At 62.0% G+C, this 23,629-nt stretch carries 17 protein-coding genes and 1 tRNA gene; 12 read left to right on the top strand and 6 right to left on the bottom strand.

The window, feature by feature from the left end; all coding sequences use genetic code 11:
* The first annotated feature begins 68 nt into the window (after positions 1-68).
* From ACZYHG_RS01390 to ACZYHG_RS01365, 6 genes are all read left to right on the top strand, one after another.
* Positions 69-1,517: a helix-turn-helix domain-containing protein gene (locus tag ACZYHG_RS01390; RefSeq protein WP_464612220.1), complete on the top strand. Its 1,449-nt coding sequence runs from the start codon at positions 69-71 to the stop codon at positions 1,515-1,517.
* A gap of 136 nt (positions 1,518-1,653) precedes the next feature.
* Entirely contained in the window at positions 1,654-2,625 is a 972-nt protein-coding gene (locus ACZYHG_RS01385) for a DMT family transporter (RefSeq protein WP_464612219.1), read from the top strand.
* A gap of 326 nt (positions 2,626-2,951) precedes the next feature.
* Entirely contained in the window at positions 2,952-4,049 is a 1,098-nt protein-coding gene (locus ACZYHG_RS01380) for a polyamine ABC transporter substrate-binding protein (RefSeq protein WP_464612218.1), read from the top strand.
* An 84-nt stretch (positions 4,050-4,133) separates the two neighbouring features.
* Positions 4,134-5,273: an ABC transporter ATP-binding protein gene (locus tag ACZYHG_RS01375; RefSeq protein ID WP_464612217.1), complete on the top strand. Its 1,140-nt coding sequence runs from the start codon at positions 4,134-4,136 to the stop codon at positions 5,271-5,273.
* 9 nt (positions 5,274-5,282) lie between these two features.
* Positions 5,283-6,251: an ABC transporter permease subunit gene (locus ACZYHG_RS01370; protein ID WP_464612216.1), complete on the top strand. Its 969-nt coding sequence runs from the start codon at positions 5,283-5,285 to the stop codon at positions 6,249-6,251.
* Positions 6,248-7,066: an ABC transporter permease gene (locus ACZYHG_RS01365; RefSeq protein WP_464612215.1), complete on the top strand. Its 819-nt coding sequence runs from the start codon at positions 6,248-6,250 to the stop codon at positions 7,064-7,066. Before ACZYHG_RS01370 ends, ACZYHG_RS01365 begins: the two co-directional genes overlap by 4 nt.
* A gap of 92 nt (positions 7,067-7,158) precedes the next feature.
* Here the strand turns inward: ACZYHG_RS01365 and ACZYHG_RS01360 are convergent, their stop codons facing one another.
* Complete coding sequence (locus tag ACZYHG_RS01360; protein ID WP_464612214.1) at positions 7,159-9,009, bottom strand: AsmA family protein; 1,851 nt, start codon at positions 9,007-9,009, stop codon at positions 7,159-7,161.
* Positions 9,010-9,204: 195 nt separating this feature from the next.
* Between ACZYHG_RS01360 and ACZYHG_RS01355 the strand changes: the two genes are divergently transcribed.
* Positions 9,205-11,166, top strand: coding sequence for an acetoacetate--CoA ligase (locus ACZYHG_RS01355; protein WP_464612213.1), 1,962 nt, complete (start codon positions 9,205-9,207; stop codon positions 11,164-11,166).
* Positions 11,167-11,424: 258 nt separating this feature from the next.
* Here the strand turns inward: ACZYHG_RS01355 and ACZYHG_RS01350 are convergent, their stop codons facing one another.
* The gene (locus ACZYHG_RS01350) at positions 11,425-15,561 is read right to left on the bottom strand and encodes a PAS domain S-box protein (protein ID WP_464612212.1); all 4,137 of its coding nucleotides are present in this window, start codon (positions 15,559-15,561) and stop codon (positions 11,425-11,427) included.
* A 250-nt stretch (positions 15,562-15,811) separates the two neighbouring features.
* Between ACZYHG_RS01350 and ACZYHG_RS01345 the strand changes: the two genes are divergently transcribed.
* Both ACZYHG_RS01345 and ACZYHG_RS01340 read left to right on the top strand, forming a co-directional pair.
* Positions 15,812-16,270, top strand: a complete 459-nt coding sequence (locus ACZYHG_RS01345; RefSeq protein WP_464612211.1) for a phasin — start codon at positions 15,812-15,814, stop codon at positions 16,268-16,270.
* Between the two features lie 354 nt (positions 16,271-16,624).
* Positions 16,625-16,701: transfer RNA gene (locus ACZYHG_RS01340), tRNA-His, on the top strand.
* Positions 16,702-17,009: 308 nt separating this feature from the next.
* Here ACZYHG_RS01340 and ACZYHG_RS01335 read toward each other — a convergent pair.
* From ACZYHG_RS01335 to ACZYHG_RS01320, 4 genes are all read right to left on the bottom strand, one after another.
* Positions 17,010-17,315, bottom strand: coding sequence for a hypothetical protein (locus tag ACZYHG_RS01335; RefSeq protein WP_464612210.1), 306 nt, complete (start codon positions 17,313-17,315; stop codon positions 17,010-17,012).
* A 467-nt stretch (positions 17,316-17,782) separates the two neighbouring features.
* Entirely contained in the window at positions 17,783-18,220 is a 438-nt protein-coding gene (locus ACZYHG_RS01330; protein ID WP_464612209.1) for a hypothetical protein, read from the bottom strand.
* Entirely contained in the window at positions 18,217-18,738 is a 522-nt protein-coding gene (locus ACZYHG_RS01325) for an N-acetyltransferase family protein (protein ID WP_464612208.1), read from the bottom strand. The genes ACZYHG_RS01330 and ACZYHG_RS01325 overlap by 4 nt, the downstream gene beginning before the upstream one ends.
* A gap of 98 nt (positions 18,739-18,836) precedes the next feature.
* Complete coding sequence (locus tag ACZYHG_RS01320; protein WP_464612207.1) at positions 18,837-19,475, bottom strand: helix-turn-helix domain-containing protein; 639 nt, start codon at positions 19,473-19,475, stop codon at positions 18,837-18,839.
* 555 nt (positions 19,476-20,030) lie between these two features.
* On the opposite strand from ACZYHG_RS01320, the gene ACZYHG_RS01315 reads away from it, so the two are divergent.
* The 3 genes from ACZYHG_RS01315 to ACZYHG_RS01305 all read left to right on the top strand — a co-directional run bounded on the left by ACZYHG_RS01315 (position 20,031) and on the right by ACZYHG_RS01305 (position 23,344).
* Positions 20,031-20,867 (top strand): universal stress protein, encoded by an 837-nt coding sequence (locus tag ACZYHG_RS01315; protein WP_464612206.1) that lies wholly within the window; start codon positions 20,031-20,033, stop codon positions 20,865-20,867.
* 11 nt (positions 20,868-20,878) lie between these two features.
* Positions 20,879-22,480 (top strand): MBL fold metallo-hydrolase, encoded by a 1,602-nt coding sequence (locus ACZYHG_RS01310; RefSeq protein ID WP_464612205.1) that lies wholly within the window; start codon positions 20,879-20,881, stop codon positions 22,478-22,480.
* A 333-nt stretch (positions 22,481-22,813) separates the two neighbouring features.
* Entirely contained in the window at positions 22,814-23,344 is a 531-nt protein-coding gene (locus ACZYHG_RS01305; protein ID WP_464612204.1) for a nitroreductase family protein, read from the top strand.
* Positions 23,345-23,629 lie beyond the last annotated feature (285 nt).

The following is a 23,629-nucleotide window of genomic DNA, read 5'->3' as shown; positions in this document are numbered from 1 at the left end:
TCACGATTGTAAATGTGCGAGGAATGGAATTGCCGCGAATGCGTGTAAATTCCTGTCAAGGATAGTCGATGGCTGACCAGAAAATCTTCGCCGGGCCGCGCATCCGCCGCATCCGCAACGCCAAGGGCCTGACCCAGACGGCGATGGCCGAGGGGCTCGGCATCTCGCCATCCTATCTCAACCTGATCGAGCGCAACCAGCGGCCGCTGACCGTGCAGCTGATCCTCAAGCTGGCATCCGTCTACAAGGTCGACCCGCATGAGCTGCAGGGCGAGGCAAGGGGGTCGGTGGCGGCCCTGAAGGAAGTCTTCACCGATCCGCTGCTGGTCGGCGAATTGCCGGGGGACCAGGAAGTGATCGAGCTTGCCGAGGCGGCGCCCAATGCATCGGCCGCGGTGATAAAACTGTTCCGTGCCTATCGCGAGCAGGCCGAACGGCTGTCCGATCTCAACGAGCTTCTGGCGCGCGAGGGTCGCGCCACGGCGCTGTCCGGTGCCCGCCTGCCGATCGACGAGGTGCACGAGACCTTCGAGCGGCGGCCGAACCATTTTACAGCACTCGAGGAAGAGGCCGAGGCGTTCACCGCGGTGCTTGATCCGGGCGACGATCTGTTCGGCGCACTAAAGGCCTGGCTGAGGCGCGAGTACGGCATCGTCGTCAAGGTGCTGCCGGTCGCCACCATGCCGAACTGGCGCCGCCGCTACGATCGCCATTCGCAGCGCCTGTTCCTGTCCGAGCGGCTGTCGCCGTTCGACCAGCTGCGCGAAGTGGCGATGGAGGCCTGTCTGATCCGCATGACGGTTGCTGTCGCCGGCGAGATCCAGGCGCTCAAGCTCACGACGGACGAAGCGCGCCGCCTGGCTCGCTTCGAGCTCGGCCGCTACGCAGCGCATGCGCTGATGATGCCTTACCAGGCCTTTCATGCGGCTGCTATTCGCGCCCGCTACGACATTGACGTCCTGCGCTCGCGCTTCGGCGTCTCCTTCGAGCAGGCGGCGAACCGGCTGACCATGCTGCAGCGGCAAGGCGCGCCAGGCGTGCCGTTCTTCATGCTGGAGGTCGACAATGCCGGGAACCGCTTCCGCAGGGCTGGCAGCCAGGGCTTTCCGCACAGCCGCTTCGGCGGCGGCTGCCCCAAGCTGCCCGTGCATGCCGCCTTCTCTCAGCCCGGCCAGATCTTCGTCGAGGCGGTGGAAATGCCCGACGGCGCCGAGTTCTTGTGCGTCGCCCGCACGCTGGAGGGCCCGCAGGGTGCATTCTCGGAGCGTCCGCGCCGCACCGCGCTGCTGCTCGGCTGCGACATCGGCTTTCGCGACGACATCGTCTATGGCGCGGCGCTGCCCGGCGTGGCGGCTGCGGGAAAGTCGGGACCAGGCATTGTCGCGGCGACGCCGGTCGGGCCCGCTTGCCGGCTTTGCGAGCGCGTCGGCTGCCTGTCGCGCGCCGAACCGCCGGTGACGCGTCCGCTCGGCCTCGACGAGATGGTGACGGGCCTGAGCGCCTTCGACTTCCAGTAATGCGGCAGCAAAGGTGCCACAATCATCGCCGGTGTCTGGATCAGTCGCGGGTTAAGTCTTTGCGCTACGCGAACAGAGCAGTTTTTTGTCGTCCCTTGCGCATCGTCCCGTCCACAAAAGCTCGACAGTCGCGCCCATGACAGACGCAACATCATCACCGGTCCTTGTCGCATCGCCCGGCCATGTCGCCTCGACAGCCTCGCCGCGCGAGGAACGTGTCGGCATGCTTTTGGTCTTCCTGTCGGCACTGATGTGGAGTTTCGGCGGCACCATCGCCCGCTTCATCACCGTCGGCGACAGCTGGATGGTTATTTTCTGGCGTTCCATCTGGGCCGCCGCCTTCCTGCTCTCCTTCATGGTCTGGCGTGACGGCTGGCGCGGCATGTTGAAGTCATTCCGCGACATGGGCCTGCCCGGCCTTGCCGTCGGGTTCTGCTTCGCCATCGCATCGACCGCCTTCGTCGTGGCGCTCGCCTACACCACCGTCGCCAACATCCTTTTGATGCAGGCCGGCGTGCCGCTTCTGGCGGCGCTGTTTTCCTGGGCCTTGTTTCGCGAACGGGTTGGTGCCGTGACCTGGGTGGCGATTGCCGCCGTCATCGCCGGCGTTGCCATCATGGTGTCAGAATCGCTCGATGGCGCCGTCTCGCCCATAGGCGATGGGCTGGCGCTGCTGATCGCCTTCATGTTCTCGATCGCCACCGTCATCACGAGGCGGTTCGCCAGCGTGCGGATGACGCCGGCGACCTGCCTCGGCACGATCCTGGCCGCGGGCTTTGCCGCCTCGCAGGCATCAACCTTCGCCGTCTCGGCCAGTGACATGGGCTTTCTCTTTGCCTTCGGCGTCGTCAATCTCGGCATCGGCCTCGCTTTCTTCGCCACCGGGGCGCGCCTGATCCCGGCCGCCATCGCGGCACTGCTTGGTACATTCGAGCCGATCCTTGGGCCGATATGGGTCTGGCTCATCCATTCCGAAGTGCCGTCTGGGCGCACCATCGTCGGCGGCGCGGTGGTGGTCACGGCGCTGCTTGTCCATATCGGGCTCGAGTTCAAGCGCCAGGCACGACCGCAGCGCGCTGGGGTCACTGGGGTGCCGTCACCGAATTGATGCAGGCCACTGAAGCTTTGCCATTGACAACGTTGCTGCAGCCCGGGCAGGCTGGGACTACGGCAACAACAAGACAGGCGTATCTTGCCAAGTGTCCCCGGCGACCCGATCGAGACCGGACCATATTTCTGTATTTCTGTCCGCGCGGCGGCGAAAGCTTCTGATGGCGGCGTGACTCCTTCCAGCCAGGGACAATTGCGCGGCCGCAGGCGGCGCGCCAATTGGCGCTTGTTGTCCCCTGGAAAGCTCAATAGTCTGAAAGAAATGCCCGGTCGCGCGCATGTCGCGACGAGCCGGCGATGGAACACTCACCAAAGGAGAATAGCATGATCCGCAAAGCGCTCTGGCTTTCGGCAACCTCGGTATTTCTGACATTGTTCACGCCTGCCGGGCATGCCGAGGACCGCGTCGTCAATGTCTTCAACTGGTCCGATTATATCGACCCGACGATCATCGACGACTTCACCAAGAAGACCGGCATCAAGGTCGTCTACGACACGTTCGATTCCAACGAGATCCTGGAAACCAAGCTGCTTGCCGGCGGCAGCGGCTATGACGTTGTCGTGCCCAGCGGTAATTTCCTGGCCCGTCAGATCCAGGCCGGCGTGTTCCAGAAGCTGGACAAATCGAAACTGCCGAACCTCGCCAACATGTGGGACACGGTTTCGCAGCGGACCGCCAAATACGATCCGGGCAATGAGTATTCGATTAATTACATGTGGGGCACGGTCGGCATCGGTTACAACATCAAGAAGGTGCAGGCTGCGCTCGGCACCGACAAGATCGACAGCTGGGATGTGTTCTTCAATCCCGAAAGTCTCGCCAAGCTGAAGGACTGCGGTGTCTACGTGCTGGATTCGCCGGCCGACATCATCCCGGCGGCGCTGAAATATGTCGGCCTCGACCCGAACAGCACTTCGCCCGACGACATTGCCAAAGCCGAGGAAGCCCTGATGAAGGTCCGCCCCTTTATCCGGAAGTTCCACTCGTCCGAGTACATCAACGCCCTGGCCAATGGCGACATCTGCCTGGCGGTCGGCTGGTCCGGTGACGTGTTCCAGGCGCGCAACCGCGCGGTCGAGGCCAAGCAGGGGGTGGAGATCGGTTATTCCGTGCCGAAGGAAGGCGCCCAGATGTGGTTTGACCAGATGGCGATCCCTGCCGATGCGCCACATGTCGCCGAGGCGCATGAATTCCTCAACTACATGATGACGCCGGAAGTGATCGCCAAATCATCGAACGCCGTGCTCTATGCCAACGGCAACAAGGCCTCCCAGCAGTTCGTCGACAAGGCGCTGCTCAGCGATCCGGCCGTCTATCCCGACGACGCGACCTTGCAGAAGCTCTACACGGTCTCTCCTTACGATCCCAAGACCCAGCGTGTCGTCACCCGCACCTGGACCAAGATCGTCACCGGCCAATAAGCAATCCGACACGGTCCCGGCAGTCATCTGCCGGGACCGAATTCCATCTGGGGCAAGAAGCAAGAATCAGGACGGAGTGGGGATATGAAATCGCTTGGCAGCATCCGCAGGGATTTCGCGCCATGGAACGACCCGAACGCCAAGCCATACATCCAGTTCGACAACGTCACCAAAAAGTTCGGTGACTTCACCGCCGTCAACAATTTGTCGCTGACCATATTCGAGCGCGAATTCTTCGCGCTGCTCGGCGCCTCCGGTTGCGGGAAGTCGACGCTGCTCAGGATGCTTGCCGGCTTTGAGGAACCGACAGCCGGCCGCATCCTGCTCGATGGCCAGGATCTGCGCGGCATTCCGCCCTACCGCCGGCCGGTCAACATGATGTTCCAGTCCTATGCGCTGTTCCCGCATATGACAGTGGAAAAAAACATTGCCTTCGGCCTCAAGCAGGAAGGCATGCCGGGACCGGATATCGAAAAGCGCGTTGCCGAGATGCTGAAGCTGGTCAAGCTTGAGCAGTTCGCCAAGCGCAAGCCACACCAGCTATCGGGGGGCCAGCGCCAACGCGTCGCGCTAGCCCGCTCGGTCGCCAAGCGGCCGAAGGTGCTGCTGCTCGACGAGCCGCTCGGCGCGCTCGACAAGAAGCTGCGTGAGGAAACGCAGTTCGAGCTGATGGACCTCCAGCAAAATCTCGGCCTCACTTTCGTCGTCGTCACCCACGACCAGGAAGAGGCGATGACCATGGCCGACCGCATCGCCATCATCGACAAGGGCGAGGTGATGCAGGTTGCGACGCCGGCGGAAGTCTATGAAGCCCCGGCCTCGCGCTTCGTCGCCCATTTCGTCGGCAATGTGAACATGTTCGAAGGCAAGGTCGCCGAGCGCGCGGCCAACACGACCCGCATCACCGGCGCGACAGGTGCCCAGATCGTTGTCGAAAACAGCGCCGCGACCGTGGCCGGTTCCGACATCGTCTTCGCCATCAGGCCGGAAAAGATCAAGGTCTCGTCGAAGAAGCCAGCCGATGCCGTCAACGCGCTGGAAGGCGAGGTCTATGATGTCGCCTATCTCGGCGACATGACCGTCTATCACATCAGGCTCGACGACGGGCAGATCATCAGGGCAAGCGCCTTGAACGCGGCGCGCGTGACCGAGGATCCGCTGACCTGGAACGACCGCGCCTGGGTGTCCTTCCGGCCAGACGCCGGCGTCGTGCTGGCACGGTAGGGGGCTGCCATGTCCAACATTGCTGTCACCGATACCGCCATGCCGTCGACTGCCGCCAAGCCGTTTTTGACGCGGCTGGGTGCCGGCTTCGTCAACCGGCTCGTCATCATCGTCCCCTATGTCTGGCTGCTGTTCTTCTTCCTCATTCCCTTCGTCATCGTCTTCAAGATTTCGCTGTCGCAGACCGCGATCGCCATGCCGCCCTACACGCCAGTGCTCGATTTCAGGGACGGCGTGTCCGGCTTCTTCGCCGGGTTCCGTAACCTCAACTTCGACAATTATGTCTGGCTGACGCAGGACGCGCTTTATTTCAAGGCCTATGTGACGAGCGTGATCATTGCCGCGATCTCGACAGTCCTGACGCTGATCGTCGGCTACCCGATCGCCTATGGCATGTCACGCGCGCCGGCCACCATCCGTCCGACATTGCTGATGCTGGTCATCCTGCCGTTCTGGACCTCGTTCCTGATCCGCGTCTATGCCTGGATAGGCATTCTCAAGCCCGAGGGCCTGCTCAACCAGCTGCTCTTGTCGCTGCACATCATCAACCAGCCGCTGGTCATCCTCAACACCTACACGGCGATCTTCATCGGCATCGTCTATTCCTATCTGCCGTTCATGGTGCTGCCGCTCTATTCATCGCTGGAAAAGATGGACTATTCGCTGATCGAGGCGGCCAAGGATCTCGGCTGCCCGCCGACATCGGCCTTCTGGAAGATCACCTTCCCGCTGTCGCTGCCCGGCGTCATTGCCGGCTGCCTGCTGGTGTTCATCCCGGCCGTCGGCGAGTTCGTCATTCCCGATCTGCTCGGTGGCTCATCCACGCTGATGATCGGCAAGACGCTGTGGAACGAGTTCTTCGCCAACCGTGACTGGCCGGTGTCTTCGGCCGTCGCCGTCATCCTTCTTCTGCTGCTGACCGTGCCCATCATGCTCTTCCAGCAAGCGCAGGCCAAGGCGCAGGAGCAGGGCAAATGAACGCCACCTGGAGCCGCTTCAACGTCACCTCGATCGTGCTTGGCTTTGCCTTCCTGTACCTGCCGATCGTGCTGCTCATCGTCTTCTCCTTCAACGAATCCAAGCTCGTCACCGTCTGGGGCGGCTTCTCGACCAAATGGTACGTGTCGCTGTTCCACAATCAGGGCCTGATGGACGCCACCTGGGTCACGGCGCGCGTCGGCGTCATTTCGGCGACGGTTGCGACCGTGCTCGGCACGCTGGCGGCTCTCACCCTGACACGCTACACGCGGTTCAGGGGCAGGGTGCTGTTTTCCGGCATGGTCTTCGCGCCGCTCGTCATGCCGGAAGTCATCACGGGCCTGTCGCTGCTGCTGCTCTTCGTTGCCGTTGGTCTCGACCGCGGCTTCTTGACGGTGACACTCGCCCACATCACGCTGACAATGTGCTTCGTGGCGGTCGTCGTCCAGTCACGCCTGGTTTCCTTCGACCGGTCGCTGGAGGAGGCGGCGATGGATCTCGGCGCAACACCAGCGAAGACCTTCTTCCAGATCACGCTGCCGGTTATCCTGCCGGCGATCGTGTCCGGCTGGATGCTGGCCTTTACGCTGTCGCTCGATGATCTGGTCATTGCCAGCTTCACCTCCGGGCCAGGCGCCACGACGCTGCCGATGAAGATCTATAGCCAGGTCCGTCTCGGCGTGACGCCGGAGATCAATGCCGCCTGCACCATCCTGATCGCCGTTGTCGCGGTCGGCGTCATCATCGCTTCAATCGCCAACAAGCGGCGTGAAGTGCAGCGCCAGCTCGACGAACAGGCAGCACAGCGCGGGTGAGCATGATCCCGAAAAGCACGCCCTCGGGCCTGACCCGAGGGTGGAAGCCGGTTTTCGGACAGATCATGCTCAACTGAACGAAAGCGCCGGAGCTATTCGCCCGAAACGCCGCGGCTTATCGGGGAAATGAACGGCGTGCTCCATGTTCCGCCAACGAAGAAGGACGACTGGTTGGGGCCTTGCTGGCCGGTCTTCAGCGCCGCCGCCTGGTCCGGCTGGATGACACCGCCGGACAGTGCCAGCCCGCGCCCCGCATAGGAGGCGATGCCGGAAAGCCAGATCTTGGTTTTCGCCGAATTGGCCTCGGCCTTGTCCAGTCTCGCCACGCCTCTCGAAATGGTTGCCTTCAGTTCGGCGCCGTCGATCGGCAGCGTCCCGTCCGAGACGTCGTCCAGCGCGAAGAAGCCGCCCTGTTCGGAATGCTTGAGGAAGGCCGGCAGGTTGAACTTGCTGAGCGCGCCGGGGCCGAAGGTCGCTGAGACCGAGCCGTCGGCATTTTCAAAGATCGAATCCCAGGTTCTGCCCGGTCCCTTGAGGATGACCGAAACGGTGCCCGTGCCGACCGGCACCAGCCGGGTCATGCCGGCCGCCGTACCGAACGCGCCGCCATCGACATCGGACGCAAGCAGCCGGATCTCGACCTGGGTGCCCTCGGGCTTGCGGTCGAAACGAAGGCTGGTCTGGATGTTGCCGCCAAAGGCCGAGGCGTCGGAGATATCGAAGACGGAAAGACCATCCTTGACCTGGGCGGTCGCGGCGACATCGGCAAGCTGGATGGGGCCTGCCGTGGCATGCGCCGCCGACAGCCTGAGATCGAGGTTGATCCGGTCGGCGAAACTCGCTTCGATTTCTGGTCCTGTACCGCTCGCAGGCGCCAGCGGCGTGAAGGCGGACAGGAACGATCTGAGGTCGAGCGTGTCGAAGGCGAGCGTGCCCGAGATCACCGGCTGTGCTTCGCCAAGCGACAGGTCGAGCGCGCCCATGCCGGGATTGTTGTCCAGCGCAAGCGCGGTGTTTTCGAATTTGATGCGTCCGGCCGACGCCGTGACCTTGCTCGAAATGCTGACCGAGCCGATCGCCGCGCTCGGCGCGATGCCGGCCTGAGACCACTCCAGCACGCGGCGCAGCGAGGGTGCCGCGAACTTGACCTGGCCGTCGAAATAGCCGTTCTCGGCCATGCTGGCCATGCCGTCCAAGGAGAAGGTGGCGGGTGCTGCCTTGAAAGATAGAGTGAGCGGCGCCATGCCGCCGGCAAACAACACCAGCGGCTTCGGTGAGGCAGCGTCGAGCGCCACGCTTTCGCCGCGCCAGATGCCGGTTGCCGACAGCGTCGCATTGCTGTTCATCGCCGCCCAATTCGCCTGGCCGTTAAGGCTGCTCAGGATCTCGATGTCCTTGCCGTCGACGGAAGCCACCATGCGGCCGTCCCTGAACTCCACCGTGCCGAAGGCATCGGCCGGCAACTTGTCGAGATCGGGCTTGGCGGGGTCTGCACTGACGACGCCCCGCGCCGTGTCGATGGAGCGTGCGATGCGGCCGCCGGTCGGTGCCGTGGGCAGGAACAGGCCATCCACCGTGCGCTGGACCCGGATCGTCGGCCGCACCAGCCGCGCCGTGGAAAATGCCACATCGCCCTGCAATGCCGCCATGGCCGAGAGGTCGATCTCGACCCGTTCGGCCTCGACGACCGGCGGCGCATCGGCGTCCGTCCACTTCGACAGCGTCACATCGGTCAGGATTGCGCGGAATTTCGGCCAGACCTCGATGCGTGGCGAGCCGTCAATGGCGACCCGGAAGCCGCTCCAGGCACTCATTTCCCAGGCGATGCGGTCGCGCACGATACGCGTCGAGGCGATCAGCGGCAACGCGGCGACCACCAGAGCGATGACGATCACGGCAGCGCCGATCGCCCATACTCCGCGGCGGATCAAGGATGACGGCATATCGTCTTGTACGCTTCCGTTCCGAAAAAATTGCCCGACGTGACCCCAGTCGTCACTACGACTTACGACTGAGGCATTTCAAGTCTTTATGGCCCGGCGATGGCATTTGCGCACACCTGGCCGCTTCGGCCCAACAAAATCTTGCTCTGCTGCGCTGCAATATGCATAAGCGATGACGACTTGGGAGGATCGATCATGGCTGCCGAAGTACCGCTCTGGACCCCGACGCAAGACCAGATTGACGCTTCGCCGCTGACCGCTTTCCTGAAGGAAGCGGAAACGAAAGCCGGCGCCACATTCGCCTCCTATGCCGACCTTCACCGCTGGTCGGTCGAGGACCGCGAGGCATTCTGGAGCCTGGTCTGGGATTTTTGCGGCGTTGTCGGCGACAAGGGAGGCGAGCGCCTGCTGGCCGATGGCGACAAGATGCCGGGCGCATCATTCTTCCCCGATGCGACGCTGAACTTCGCCGAGAACCTCCTGAGGAAGACCGGTTCTGGTGACGCGATTGTCTTTCGCGGCGAGGACAAGATCGAGCGGCGGCTGTCGTGGAACGAACTACGGCAGCTGACCTCGCGCTTTCAGCAGCTGTTCCTGTCGCTCAAGGTGAAGAAGGGCGACCGCATAGCGGCGATGATGCCCAACATGCCGGAGACCGTTGCCGCCATGCTGGCGACCGCCTCGATCGGCGCGGTCTGGTCATCCTGTTCGCCCGATTTCGGGGAGCAGGGCGTGCTCGACCGGTTCGGCCAGATCGAACCTGTCATCTTCATCGCGCCGGACGGTTACTGGTACAATGGCAAGGCGATCGAGGTCGCCGACAAGATCACTGCTGTTGCGGCCAAGCTTGATACCGTGCGCAAGGTGCTGATCGTTGATTATCTCGGCTCGTCGCGCGATGTCGCTGACATTATCGACAAGGCCGTGGCGCTGGAAGAGGCGCTGTCGCCGTTTGCGGCCAAGCCGGTCAGCTTCGAGCGGCTGCCATTTTCGCATCCGCTCTACATCCTGTTTTCATCAGGCACCACCGGCATTCCCAAATGCATCGTGCACTCGGCCGGCGGCACGCTGACCCAGCATGTCAAGGAACACCGGCTGCATGCCGGCCTCAGCGAGGGCGACCGCTTCTTCTACTTCACCACTTGCGGCTGGATGATGTGGAACTGGCTGGTGTCGGGCCTCGCATCCGGCGCGACACTGCTGCTCTATGACGGCTCGCCCTTCTACCCCGACGGCAATGTGCTGTTCGATTTCGCCGATGCCGAGAAGATGACCTTCTTCGGCACCTCGGCCAAATTCATCGATTCCGTGCGCAAGGCCGGCCTCAAGCCAATCCGCACGCATGATCTGTCCACGGTGCGCAGCATCTCCTCGACCGGGTCGCCGCTGTCGCCGGAAGATTTCCGCTTCGTCTATGACGGGATCAAGAAGGACGTGCATCTTGCCTCGGTCTCCGGCGGCACGGACATCGTCTCCTGCTTCGTGCTTGGCGTCCCAACCCAGCCGGTCTGGACCGGCGAGATCCAGGGTCCCGGCCTTGGCCTCGCCGTCGATGTCTGGGACGACGATGGCAGACCGATCCGCCAGGAGAAGGGCGAACTGGTCTGCACAAAAGCCTTTCCGGCGATGCCGATCGGCTTCTGGAACGATCCGGACGGCAAGAAATACCAGGCGGCCTATTTCGAGCGTTTCGACAATGTCTGGTGCCATGGCGACTTCGCCGAATGGACGGATCATGGCGGCATGATCATCCATGGCCGCTCCGACGCCACGCTCAATCCGGGTGGTGTGCGTATCGGCACGGCGGAGATCTACAACCAGGTCGAACAGATGCCGGAGATACTCGAAGCGCTGTGCATCGGCCAGGATTTCGACAATGACGTGCGCGTCGTGCTGTTCGTGCGGCTGGCGGCCGGCGTCCAACTGGACGAGGATCTGGAAAAGCGCATCCGCGCCAAAATTCGCACCGGCGCCAGCCCGCGCCATGTGCCGGCCAGGATCGTTGCCGTCGCCGACATCCCGCGCACCAAGTCGGGCAAGATCACCGAACTCGCGGTGCGCGACGTCGTCCATGGCCGCGCCATCAAGAACAAGGAAGCGCTGGCCAACCCGGAAGCGCTGGAGCTGTTCAGGAACCTGCCTCAGCTTACCGAATGAACCAAACCGCCATGGTTAACGAAATCTGTCGTTAGAATTTACCTAGATTTCATGAGTGGTACACATTCGTAAATTTTTCGAGAGGCTGGTAAGGACTTGTTAAGTCCCGGCGTCGATAGTCGCATGTAACTTGAGGGAGAAATCCCGTTCCTCAGCCCCCGGAGGATCTGAATTCGCTCAAGCCCCCGTTGTGACAGCAATCCCATCTCTTAAGGCGTCCTTTGGGCGCCTTTTCTTTTGCCTGATAGGACTGACCTGCTATTCCGCGAGCACCCGGGTCGAAGGGAAAGCAACCTCCACCAGGGTGCCTTCGCCAGGCGTCGAATTGATGGTGAAGCGGGCGCGGTTTGCTTCCACCATCGCCTTGGTCAGCGGCAGACCGAGGCCGGTTCCGTCGCCGCGTCCGCGCTTCAACGCGTTGATCTGTTTGAACGGCTTCAGCGCCTGCTCGATCTCGGCCTGGCTCATGCCGATGCCGGTGTCGCGCACCCGCATCACGACATCGCCCGAAGTCTCATAGGCGGTCGAGACGATCACCTGGCCGCCGGCCTGGGTGTAGCGGATGGCGTTGGACAGGATATTGAGCGCGATCTGGCGCACGGAACGCAGATCAGCCACCACTTCCGGCAGCCGCGAGGCGAAGCTGGAGCGGATGATGACGCGTTCGCGGTTGGCTTGCGGCTGCATCATCGCCACGGTCTCTGCCAGCGTGTCGTTGAGCGACACCGCCTCATAGGCCATTTCCTGCTGGCCGGCCTCGATCTTCGAGATGTCGAGCAGATCGTTGACCAGATCGAGCACATGGTTGCCCGAGCGGTTGATGTCTCTGAGATAGTCGCGGTAGCGGTCATTGGCGACCGGCCCGAACTTCTCGTCGACCATCAGTTCGGAAAAGCCGATGATGGCATTGAGCGGCGTGCGGATCTCGTGGCTGATGCGGGCGAGGAAATCGGTCTTCTGCGAGGAAGCCCGCTCGGCCACCGCCCGCGCCTGGGTGAGATCTTCTTCGGCCCGCTTCCACTGCGTGATGTCGCGCACGACGGCACAGAAGCCGCTGTCATTGGGTAGCCGGCCGATGGTCATGAACAGCGGGATGAAGCGCCCTTGCGCTTCGCGCCCGATCACCTCGCGGCCGTCATTCATGACGCTCGCCACGCCGGGCTCGGACAGGCCGGTGAGATAGTCGCGCGCCGCGCGTTGGCTTTCGATGGCAAACAGCGAGGCGAACGGCTTGCCGGTCACCTCGTCGCTATCGAAGCCGAACAGCGCTTCGGCCGGGCGGCTGATCGAGCGTATGGTGCCGTCACTGCCGATCAGCACGACACCATCGGTGGCGGTGTCGATGATGGTGCGCATCTCGGCGATGCGCGCCTTGAGCTCGGAAATGTCGGGTTGTGTCGGCTCCTCGCCAACCGCGTGCAGGGCCACAGGCGCGTCATCCTCGCCGGAACGGCGCACGACGAGCATCAGCGCCTTGCCGTCGCGCCAGGGAACGGAGCGCAGGATGGCGTCGATCGGGAATTCCTGTCCGTCGCGGGTCTTCAGCCGCAACGCCCGGTCGCTGCCGTCGGAGGCGCTGTCATCGGCGTAGGGATCGGCAAACAGCGCGCCCAGACCGCCGGCATCCTCGAGATCCTCGAGCGTGTCGTAGCCAGTCAGGTCTAGGAATTCCTCGTTGGCATAGTGCAACTGGTCGCCCGAATGGATGAGCAGCGGCACCGGCAGCTTGCTGAGCAGCGACGTATCGGGAGCCTTGCTTTCGTTGCCGACGGAAAACGCCGACGGCACGAAGCCTTCGGTCTTGAGCGGTGGTACCTGCAGGCGTGGGCGCTGCATCCCGGCGGCGTCGCGGGCACTGACAATTTCAGCGGCCGGCGCAACGGCTTGCCCGTCGGAGACGGCCGATGGCCCGGCATGTTCCGCGACCTCATCACGAACCGCGGCATCTTCCGCGCCGGCCCAATCCTCATTGTCCTCGGCATCGCGAAAGTCGGCCGACGTCATGCTGTCGTCGTCTGCCGCCACATGTCCGGCGTCCGCAGTTGCCGGTTCTTCCTCAATCGCGGCGGGGTTGGCACTTTCCGGTTCCGCGGCGACGGGCTCTGCGGCCACCGGTTCAGAGGCCGTAGGTTCGTAATTGTCCGCGACAGGGCTGGGCTCGTCATTGTGGTCGGCGTAGCTGAGCAGCGAGCCAGTCACGCCGGCCGGCGCGTCGGCATGCTCCTCGTCAACCGTGTCGTCCGGATGGACGCCATCGAGCCGCGCGAGATCCATCTCGTCCTCGGCATCGACATCGGTCTCGGATGGCTCGGCCGACACCGCGCCGTTCTCCGGCTCCGCCACCGGGATTTCGCTGGCCTCTGTCGGCTCTTGATCTGGGACGGCAACAGGTGTCGACGCGACCTCGGCGACAGACTCGATCGGAGCTTCCGTCTTCGGGGTTGGGGCCTCCGCTACCGTTTCCGCCGCCGGTTCACCCGGTGTCTTGGTCTCCGGTTGCGTCGGGCTTTCGATGCCGGGCTTCTCGGCTTCCGGCGGCTCGGCCGGCGAACTGTCTTTCTTCAGCCGCTCGCCGATCTCGCGGAAGGCGCTGCGCTCCAGTGTCGACAGCCCCTTGTCGTTGGCCGGCTGCCGGTGTTCGGCCAGCCGGATGACCTTGTCGGCAAAGCGCCGCTCCGGTTTCGGCACGATGGTCAGCGCCGGCACCTCACCCTTGAACGGGTCCGCCGCGTTCGGCTCCTCGGCCTTCGGTTCTTCAACGGGAGGTTCGACGGCTTCCGGTACAGACCCTACAGGGGCCTCGCCATTGGGCACCAGGGCCATGCCGATCGCTTCCGGATCGACGATCGCGTCGCCGGTCCGCGCCACGCCGAAACCGCGAAAACCTTCGAAAGCGCGGCTGCGGCCATAAACCGGCAAGGCGGCGAGGTCGACGGGGATCTTCAGATCGGTGCCGACAACGGGCCACAGCACGGAGCGGCCGGACCAGGTGTCGCGCCGCTCCAGCAGGCCGGCAATCTCGCCGGACGCGTCGAGGCCGAAGGTGGCCGCGACATCCCTGAAGCGCCGGCCGATCACGTCGGCGGCCGGCTTGCCGACGATGTCGGCGAATTCCGGCGACAGCATGCTGAACTTGCCCTCCGCGTCGGTGCGCCAGACAAACCGCATCGGCGCCGCTGAGCGGTCGATCGTCCTGGCGGCCGGGGGAGGTGCGATCGGGGCAGCCGGGGAGGTGGCCTCCTCGTGCTTCGGGGTGTCGGCCGAAGTCTCGGCCGCGCTCGTTTCGGCCACGGTAGCCGGGGAGGTAGCCTCGTCCTGCTTCGCGGCGCTCGCCGAAGCCTCGGCGTTGTTCTTCGGTGTCGCTGGCGCGGGTCTCGCATCGTCCTCGCCGGCATTGAAATACCAATGATCGTGCTGTGCCGGCGTGCCAGCCGCCGGCTGATCGTTGTCGGCAGCTACCGGTGTCGGTCCGGTCGGCCCGGCAATCTCTTGCGTTGCCTGTTCCGGTTTATGTTCAGCCACGGGCTCGGAAGGGGCGGGCTCCTGCTTGATCTCGGCAGTGGACCGCTCGATCGCCTCTTTCTGCGAAACATCCGCCGTCGGCTGATTGTCCTGGTGAGGATCGGATTCAACGCCGGCGCTTTCCGCCGCCGCGGCAGTGCCGCCGGTTTCGTTGATCGGGCTTTCCACCACTTCGGGGCCTGCCGAAGCCTCTTCAACAGACGCGTTGTCCTCGAGCTGATCCTCGTCGATCACGACCAGGAGATGCCGCTCCGGCGTCAACCGGGCTAGGCCAGCCGGGTAAGAGGTGTTGCCGCCCGGAACGAGGCGCTTGACGATGCGTTCGCTCTCGGCAGCCACATCGGCCACCAGGGCCGCCAGCGTCGCGGGCTGGATGCCGAGTGCTGAAAAACCGTCGGAAGCGGCCTCGACACTGCCCCCGGCATCGATGAAGGCGATGAAATGGCCGTCTTCGGTAAAGCCGCTGATCGCCCGGCTGGCGATTTCGGCGGCACTGCGCGAGGCTGTCTGTGCCGCCGGCACCGCCAGCATGATCGCCTTTTCGCCGTCGGGGAGGGTCACGGCACTTGCCTGGAAGCCGATGGTGCGGCTGGTCATGCCGGTCGCCAACCTGACGGTGATGCCGCGATCACTGCCGATTTCGGGAAAACCGCTGGTCGCCATGATCTGGCGACGGGCGATCAGCGGCAACTGTGCGGAGGCGCCGATGATGGCTTCGATGTCGGGGTAGCCGAACACGGCGGCGCCTGGCCCATTGGCCCAGATCACCTGCTCCAGGTCCACCGACAGGATCGCGATCGCATCGCCGGCGGCAAAGCGCTGGCGGACCGCGTCGAGCACGGCGACGTCGAGGAAGGAATATTCGGACGGCATGCGCTTGGCGAATCCTCACGGAGCGGCGAAATTTGCAGTTAACGCTTTGTTAATAAAAGCCGGCGGCGCGAAGGTCCACAAGCCAGAACGTGCAAAGGCTGGAATCTGGGCTCTTGGTTAACGGCCCAAAAGAAATTTATGGTGCACTGCAACAAAGATATTGCAATGCACAAAATTTGCCTTTATATTGCCATCATAACTGAACGAGACGGCTTTCTGTCAAAGCCGCTGCCGCTGAAAAGGATGGAAAATGTCCAGGACCAAGACCGCCGAGACGATCGAAAACGTTGAATTCCCGAGCTTCGACGCTTCCAAGGCCACCGACCAGATGCGCGCTTTCGCCGAAAAGGGCGTTGAGCAGTCGAAAGAGGCCTATGCCAAGCTCAAGACCGGCGCCGAAGAGACCCAGAAGGCTTTGGAGTCGACCTACGAGACCGCGAAGACTGTTTCGAGCGACCTGTCGCTCAAGACCATCGCTGCACTGCGCACCAATGCCGAAGCCGGCTTCTCGCATCTCGAAGCCCTGATTGGCGCCAAGTCGCTGTCGGAAGTCGTCGAACTGCAGACCTCGTTCCTGCGCAAGCGTATCGAATCGACCGTCGAGCAGGCCAAGGACTTCCAGGCTGTTGCCTCCAAGGCGGCCGAAGACGTCTCCAAGCCGATCAAGACCGCCTTCGAGAAGGCCGTGAAGGACATCAAGGCTGCCTAACATTTGCGCATGGTCTGAAGATGCAACAAAAGGTCGCATTTTCTTAAAAACGATCAAGCGTATGATGGTAGCCATCAAGGAATACCCGGCGAGTGGAACCTCCTCCCTCTGCTCCCCGGGGTGACCAGCCAGCACCTCCTCCCGCTGGCTCGTAACAGGAAAAGGCCGGCACCTCCTCCCGCCGGCCTTTTTCTTTGCCTGGCGCTCTGCCCGGGGTAACGACATGCCGATGTGGGCAAGTGACCTTTGCTTTCCAAAAGCCTTGAATTAAAATCCATAAGCCCGTAAGGACGCATCGCCGAACGACGGAGCAGATCGCGGAGACTTTCCACCTCGATCCGCTCAGGCAAACGTGCCGTTGTAGCTCAGATGGTTAGAGCGCCGGATTGTGGATCCGGAGGTCGCTGGTTCGATCCCAGCCAACGGTACCATAAATTTCTCGATAACCAATTGATTTTGCTAGGTAATTTTGATATTCTGGCCGCCAATTCGCTTGATTCTACTCATTTGCGTTAGCTATTGTGCTACTTTGCGGGCAAATTCGGGAGTTCTGAACGAAACGGTTATGGGCCTGTTCGTCAAGTTTCTCCGCTCTTTGATGGCACTCGTCCCACATAGGTCAACATTCCAGGCTTCGAAAGGCCGTGCATCGACGCGTGCGGTAATCGGCGGCAAAGACGTGCATTAGGCCGGTTCTGTCCTAGACTAGGGAGGCTCCATTGTCTGGCGACCTGGCCGGCTACCTTGCCACGAAGAGATTGCTCGCAATGCATCTATGGACCGGGCAATAATCTGTGTCGGTCGTCGGCACGCCTGCGCCAGTAGCCACCTCGCCAGGACCGCATTGCTTCTGCCCGCTGACATAGAGGTCGTAGCGCGTCAGGCTGAGGTTGAATATGGAGCGGTAGCGAATGACGGTGGTGCCGTCCTGCTTCAGTAGTGCCTGAACTTCGGCGCAACTCAGGCCGGCGATATCCCTGCGCTCTTGCGCTTGAGCCTGCACCACGAGCAAGAGTAACGGAATTGCAATCGCGATCGGTTTCATGGCGCCCCACCAGCGTTTTCGCCCGACCGTAGACTTGACCAACCGATATGAAAAGCCCTCTGCCTTTGGCCTCGCCAAAGGACGACATGCGGTCGGTGTCGTCGATGGTCGAGAAAATCCTAACCATGTACCCGCGCGACAAGGGCTACCAGAAACTCACTTCCGCGATCACACCATAGCCAGGGATCGCCTACGGTATATTAGCATCTGCTTGCGGCGGACCTGATCTCCGCTTGGCCGGCGTCGTCCCAAGCCCACCCCAACCTTGGCGCCGGCCATTTTCAAAGGAACGTCCAGACGTCAGTGGACGTTTGCGGGCATGGCTCTCGTTACCGGGTTCGCGTCTGCAGTGGTGGTGCTGTTTGTCGTCCTGCTGCTCACGCACGCAGCACGAGACCTTCAAAGCTCGCCAATCTATCACAGGATATGTCGCCGGCTGCGCCGAGCCTTGGAATGGCGATAGTGGGTTAGCTACGTGCCTTCTCATTCAGTAGGGTGAAGTGTGCAACCAAGATGTCGAACCGAGCCATCTCAAGCGAAAGATTCGAGCGGGCAATGTGCACTTCCCTGGACGAAGGCGTCTCTTGCCGGAGTGCATTGGCAAAGGCGTCCCCGGCCACTGCTATTTTATCAGCACAAGCGCTCATCACGCTAACGATTCTCAAATCCGACGTTGCGCCCTTATCTGACAGCTCTTTCCCCAACTCGGCATCGTAAATAGTGATTGTCGCGCGCAATTCATCGAATTGGTCTTGGTTGAGAACGCTCATTTCTAAAATGTGTGGCTCGGTGAATTCTCCGAACGCGGCCTTGGCGAGACGTATCTCTCCCGCCAAATTCACCAGCGGCTTCTCGATGTCTTTAGCGTTGGCGATTATTTCTGCGGCGCTAGCCCCCGCGATCAAGCGGCTGATCGCGCCCCCAGCTCCCGCCGAACCAGGACCAGCGTCGCATCGTCGGGATCGGTGGTGACGGTGAAACCCATGTCGCGCTCGACCTCGATCGCGGCACGGTTCTCACGGCTCTCGATCGACTCGATGGCTTTCAGACCGAGTTCTTCGGCATAGTTCGCAATATAGGCGAGCAGCTCCCAACCGACGCCCAGATGCTTGCGATCCGCGCGGATGCAGATTGCGACCTCGCCGCTTCGATCGGCTGCATCGCTTGCCAGCGTCGCAACCGCGATCAGCATTCCGTCGGTAGAGAACGCAAGAAAATTATGGATATGGGCGTCGTCGGAACGCGTCATCGCCACCAACCGCTCGTGTGAAACTTGTTTCATGCCGCCGAGAAAGCGAAATCGCAGATCGTCCGGCGTCACATGGGTGAAGAACTCCGCCAAGGTGGGTTCGTCTTCGGGCCGTGCGAGGCGCACCTCGAAGTGAAATCCGCTACGTGTGGTAATTGCGCTGTTCGGGGTCATGGTGGAGCTCTCATCCTGGGTTATTCTGAATGGCCGGATGCAGCGAAACCAAGGGATATGGCTTCCCTTGGGTATCTCCGTGCCACGGTTCGACGATGTCATTCGCTCATGCAGTGGAGCGCGTCGTGCTTGACGATTTCGATGCTGCGCAGGCCGAGCAGACGGATGACGCCTTTGTCCTTCAGGCGGGTGAATACGCGTGACACCGTCTCGATGGTGAGGCCGAGGTAGTCGCCGATATCCATTCGCGACATCGGCAAATCGACCTGGCGCAAGCCACCCTGGCGTTCCATCATGTCGACCAGGAAGGCCGCGACGCGCTCGATGGCGTTCTGGCATCCGAGAACGAGCAGATGCTCCTGGGCTCTGACCAGGCCCTTGAGTGCCAGCGGCAGCAACTGGCGCGACATGTCCGCGGCCGGGGTGATGCGGAAAACCCGGATGCCGGTTGCATTGATCGCCTCGGCGAAGAAATGATGGGTGGCATCGGCCTCGAAGCCGAATGTCTCGCCGGCCATATGAAAGGCGCTGATCTGCCGGCGGCCATCAGCCAGCAGGCGGTAGACACGCACGGCGCCGAATTCGACCTGGTAAAGCGGCCCTGCCTTTTCACCCTGGGCATAGATCTCCGTGCCGGCCGGAAAGTAGCTGACCGGTTGTAAATGTGTTCCGTCGAGAACGGGAGAAGTGCCTGGCTGCGTTGGCAATTCAATCCTGGCGGTCTGCTGAGCGTACATGGCTGTGTTCCCGGTTGATCCGTGACAACAGCAATCGCGCGAATCCGAGCCAGCCGAAATTCGGTTATGTCCCTAAGGACAAATACGTAGACGCTCTCTGGCACCGAACCGCGATCGCGGCTCGGACGCCCAGGCATATGCAGCGCTGGGTGTGCGCCCGAAAAGCAAGGCGAATTCGCCTGACATGTCGGGGGCTTGAGCCAATGTTCGTGCGTGAAGGCCAGGACGGGCGTGCTTCTTCCGTTGCGAGGTATCCATGCCAATGCACGTGTGATGGCCACGCATTGCTGGCCACCTGACAAGATCGCGCCCCGTCAACTATTTTCACCAAAGTCAAAGCCACTGTCGGATAAGACCAGGCTACGGCGATCTTGGATCAACGGAAGGTCTCGACGGCTGATTTTCATTCCCGTCAGTCCCGGCCGGCTACGCCAATGGCATCGTCATCCCAAAGAGGAACGTCTTGCACCACGCAGCCGTATTTGCGTTGGATCAAAGCTCGCTTTGTCGACTGCGACTACAAAAAATTGCCAACTATGGCCGAAGGTGAATCCAATGAAAGTAATCGCATCCCTGTCTTTGGGGACCTATCCAGAGGCGAACTCCTCGAAAACAACTGCGAACGCAGTCGCCCTCGTCAAGCAGATCGACGCGGCGCTCCACGCTGTTGCCATCGACGTTGACATTCCAGACGCTTCGAACGCTCTGTCGAGCTTCTTGCTCGATCTTCCCTACAAGATACAAGAGGTTGAGGCGACCAGCCGCAAACGTGGCAGAGATCTGCTTGAGGCAGTTATCCAAGAGGCCGCGCGTGCGGGTGTGTCCATCAGCACGCAAGCGTTGACCGCACCGCCGGCCTTGATGGGTGATGTCGCCGCGAAGCATTCCCGCTATTTCGATGTCTGTCTGGTCGGCTGGGCGCCGGCCAACCAAACGGCGCGGATGTTTGCGGAGGCGATCCTGTTCGGCTCGGGTCGACCGACCCTGCTTCTTCCCGACTCTACGGATGTTGGGGTGCTTGGACATGTCGTTATCGCGTGGGACGGCAGCCGAGTGGCCGCACGGGCGGTTGCCGACGCGCGGGCGTTTCTTGAACGCGCCTCGACGATCACTGTTGTGACCGTGACCGACGAAAAGCCGCTTCCGGGGCAGGGCATCGGCGAACGGCTTGCGCTAAGCTTGAGGACGCGTGGTCTGGTGGCCGAAGCCGCATCGGTTCAGGCTGGGGATCGGTCTATCGGAACAGCGCTCCAGGAGTATGCTCTCAAGATTGGCGGCAACCTGCTTGTCATGGGCGGATACGGCCACTCTCGCGTCAGGGACTTCGTGCTTGGCGGTGCCACCGAAGGCATCCTCGCGGAGCTGCGCCTGCCTGTCCTCCTGTCGCACTAGGTCGCGGCGAAATGAGAGGCGACACGGATCCAATCCTGCGTTTCCACGGCGCAGCACATGGCGTCACCGGTTCCTGTTACGAAATCGAGACGCCGCATTCCCGCATCCTCATCGACTGTGGCTTATTTCAGGGGTCGAAGTCCGAGCGGGAATTGAACTACGGTGCTTTCCCGTTTCCACCTGAAGCGATCGACGCGGTCATCCTGACGCACGCGCATATCGATCACAGCGGCCTTTTGCCGAAACTGGTCAAACAGGGCTTTTCCGGCCCCATCCACACGACCCGCGCCACCATCGATCTTTGCTCGGTCATGCTGCCGGATTCGGCGCATATCCAGGAAATGGAGGTGGAGCACCTGAACCGTCGCAACACGCAGCGCGGGCGACCGCCCGTCGAGCCGATCTACAATCAGCAGGATGCAGCCGCGTGCATGACGTTATTTCGCGCCCTGGAATACGGCGAATGGGTCACCGTCGCACAAGGACTGCGCGCCCGCTTCTGGAACGCTGGCCATCTGCTTGGTTCGGCATCCGTAGAGCTCGAGATCGACCGACGCGACGCGCCGTTGCGCATCATGTTTTCGGGCGACATCGGCCCAGGCCACAAGTTGCTTCAAACCGACCCCGAGGGGCCCGCCGGCGTCGACTATCTGATCTGCGAATCGACCTATGGCGACCGCGACCGGCCGGACGTTTCGCCCGAACAGCGGCGATCCCAGCTCGGTGATATCGTACGCGGCGCCGCCGAGGCTGGCGGCCCCCTCATCATTCCGTCCTTCGCAGTCGAGAGGACGCAAGAGCTGTTGGTCGATCTGTATTTGCTCATGCAAGCGGGGGAGGTGCCGACAGCTCCGGTCTTCGTCGATTCACCGCTGGCGACACGCGCCAGCGCGATTTTCGAACGGCATGCCGATGAGATTGAACAGGGTAATGTGCTGCGTGAGGCCCTCAAATCCAAAGAGCTACGCTTCACCGAGACGGTGGAGCAGAGCAAGGCGATCAATCGCCTGACCGGCTTCTTCGTGGTAATCGCTGCCAGCGGCATGTGCGATGCGGGGCGTATCCGCCATCATCTCAAGGCCAATCTCTGGCGCCGGAACGCGACGGTAATGATGGCCGGATATCAAGCCCAGGGGTCGCTCGGGCGGATCCTGCTTGACGGTGCTGAGCGTGTGCGCATCCAGGGTGAGGAAGTCGAGGTCAAGGCACATATCAGCCTTTTTGACCTCTATTCCGGCCATGCCGACGCCAGCGAACTGGTGGCCTGGATCAAGGCCCGAACTCCGGTGAGGCAACAGGTGTTCTTGACGCATGGCGAGGAAACTGGGTTGAGCGGCCTCAGTAAGCGGCTGCGAGAATTGATTCCCGACGATACGATTGTCATGCCGGGGCTAGATGACGCCTTCCGATTGACACGTGGCGGCACTGTACCTGTCGAGATCAACGAACCGCGACGTCTACGACCAGAAATGGTCGCTCGCCTTGACTGGCACAACGACCTTTCCAAGCTTCTCCTGGATATTAATGAGGCGGTGAGTGCCGCAGCAGACGAGCAGAGTCGCGCAGCGGTCATCAGGCGCATGCGCAGGGCGCTTGAGGACAAGGGTGGATAGAGGTCGAAGGCCGGCGACTTGATTCAAGGCAAAGCGCCGCGCCAAGACCCATGCAAGAAGAGACCAGGTAGCCTGCCTACAGCATCTTGGTAGCGAGCTGAGCGGAGCTGCGATCCTGAGCGCTATGGCCCTGCACCCCTGGCGCTCGTCGTGGCGAGCAATTTGTCTTCCGCCAAGAATCGGATTGAGGGAGAAGGAGAACGAACCGTGGCAGGAATATCGAGACGTGTTTTTCTCTCAATTGCAGCCATGGTTGCGGCTTTCTCCAACCGGCTAGCGCTGGCCGACACGTCTTCCAGCTTGCCGGAAGCTGCCAAGAATGGAGGGATGTCATTGCTCGAGGCGTTTTCGCTCAGGCAGTCGACACGGCTCTTCGCCGACAGACCGATTGATGACGAGACCCTTTCGACTCTGCTTTGGTGCGCCTTTGGCATCAACAGGCCGAACAGCGGCGGCCATACGGCGCCTTCATGGCACGGCGCCATGGAGACCGACATCTATGTCGCCGACGCGACGGGCGTTCGCAAATTCGACCCGGCCGGACAGGCTGCTGTTACCATTCTCGCGCGCGACATCCGGCGCGCGGCAAGCAAGGAGACTTTTGTCGAAACCGCGCCTGTAGTGCTGATCTACTGCGCCGATAGGAGGCGCTTGCATGTTGCGACCGAAGACCAGGCAAGCGCGTTTGCCCATGTCGACGCAGGTATCGTGGCGCAGAACGTCTATCTCTACTGCGCATCGGCCGGTCTAGGCACCTGCCTGGTGGGCGGGGTGGACAAACCAAGGCTTGGCGAGGTGCTCGGACTGTCCGAGACGCAGTTCGTGACCTTTGTGCAACCGGTAGGGTATCCGAGTTCAGGCTGATAAGAGCTATTATCGACTGGCTCTCATGTTACTCACGTTGAAGAACCCGCTTCGGCGCCGCACGCCGGCTTGCTTGGGAAGCAGTCCCGCCAGGTGCTGGCCAAGGCCGCGATACTTGATCACGATCCCCTGCGACTTCGACCCAAGGGCCTCAGGACGCGCCCCACCTCGTAAGTGTGCATGGCGCCGTTGCGCGCGATCGATACGTATGCAGGCGTCGCCGAGATGGCAGCCAATTTCATCGTCGCGGTCGCCTCCGGCGTAGTTGAAAACCACGGGCCGGTG

This window comes from Mesorhizobium subarcticum, from assembly GCF_055456085.1.
The sequence above is the reverse complement of the archived record's forward strand: the minus strand, read 5'-3'. Positions and strand labels throughout refer to the sequence as shown.

Excerpts from the sequence above, each read along its gene's own strand:
- ACZYHG_RS01390 (WP_464612220.1), top strand. The coding sequence starts at position 69 with ATGGCTGACCAGAAAATCTTCGCCGGGCCGCGCATCCGCCGCATCCGC.
- ACZYHG_RS01385 (WP_464612219.1), top strand. The coding sequence starts at position 1,654 with ATGACAGACGCAACATCATCACCGGTCCTTGTCGCATCGCCCGGCCAT.
- ACZYHG_RS01380 (WP_464612218.1), top strand. The coding sequence starts at position 2,952 with ATGATCCGCAAAGCGCTCTGGCTTTCGGCAACCTCGGTATTTCTGACA.
- ACZYHG_RS01375 (WP_464612217.1), top strand. The coding sequence starts at position 4,134 with ATGAAATCGCTTGGCAGCATCCGCAGGGATTTCGCGCCATGGAACGAC.
- ACZYHG_RS01370 (WP_464612216.1), top strand. The coding sequence starts at position 5,283 with ATGTCCAACATTGCTGTCACCGATACCGCCATGCCGTCGACTGCCGCC.
- ACZYHG_RS01365 (WP_464612215.1), top strand. The coding sequence starts at position 6,248 with ATGAACGCCACCTGGAGCCGCTTCAACGTCACCTCGATCGTGCTTGGC.
- ACZYHG_RS01360 (WP_464612214.1), bottom strand. The coding sequence starts at position 9,009 with ATGCCGTCATCCTTGATCCGCCGCGGAGTATGGGCGATCGGCGCTGCC.
- ACZYHG_RS01355 (WP_464612213.1), top strand. The coding sequence starts at position 9,205 with ATGGCTGCCGAAGTACCGCTCTGGACCCCGACGCAAGACCAGATTGAC.
- ACZYHG_RS01350 (WP_464612212.1), bottom strand. The coding sequence starts at position 15,561 with ATGCCGTCCGAATATTCCTTCCTCGACGTCGCCGTGCTCGACGCGGTC.
- ACZYHG_RS01345 (WP_464612211.1), top strand. The coding sequence starts at position 15,812 with ATGTCCAGGACCAAGACCGCCGAGACGATCGAAAACGTTGAATTCCCG.
- ACZYHG_RS01335 (WP_464612210.1), bottom strand. The coding sequence starts at position 17,315 with ATGAAACCGATCGCGATTGCAATTCCGTTACTCTTGCTCGTGGTGCAG.
- ACZYHG_RS01325 (WP_464612208.1), bottom strand. The coding sequence starts at position 18,738 with ATGACCCCGAACAGCGCAATTACCACACGTAGCGGATTTCACTTCGAG.
- ACZYHG_RS01320 (WP_464612207.1), bottom strand. The coding sequence starts at position 19,475 with ATGTACGCTCAGCAGACCGCCAGGATTGAATTGCCAACGCAGCCAGGC.
- ACZYHG_RS01315 (WP_464612206.1), top strand. The coding sequence starts at position 20,031 with ATGAAAGTAATCGCATCCCTGTCTTTGGGGACCTATCCAGAGGCGAAC.
- ACZYHG_RS01310 (WP_464612205.1), top strand. The coding sequence starts at position 20,879 with ATGAGAGGCGACACGGATCCAATCCTGCGTTTCCACGGCGCAGCACAT.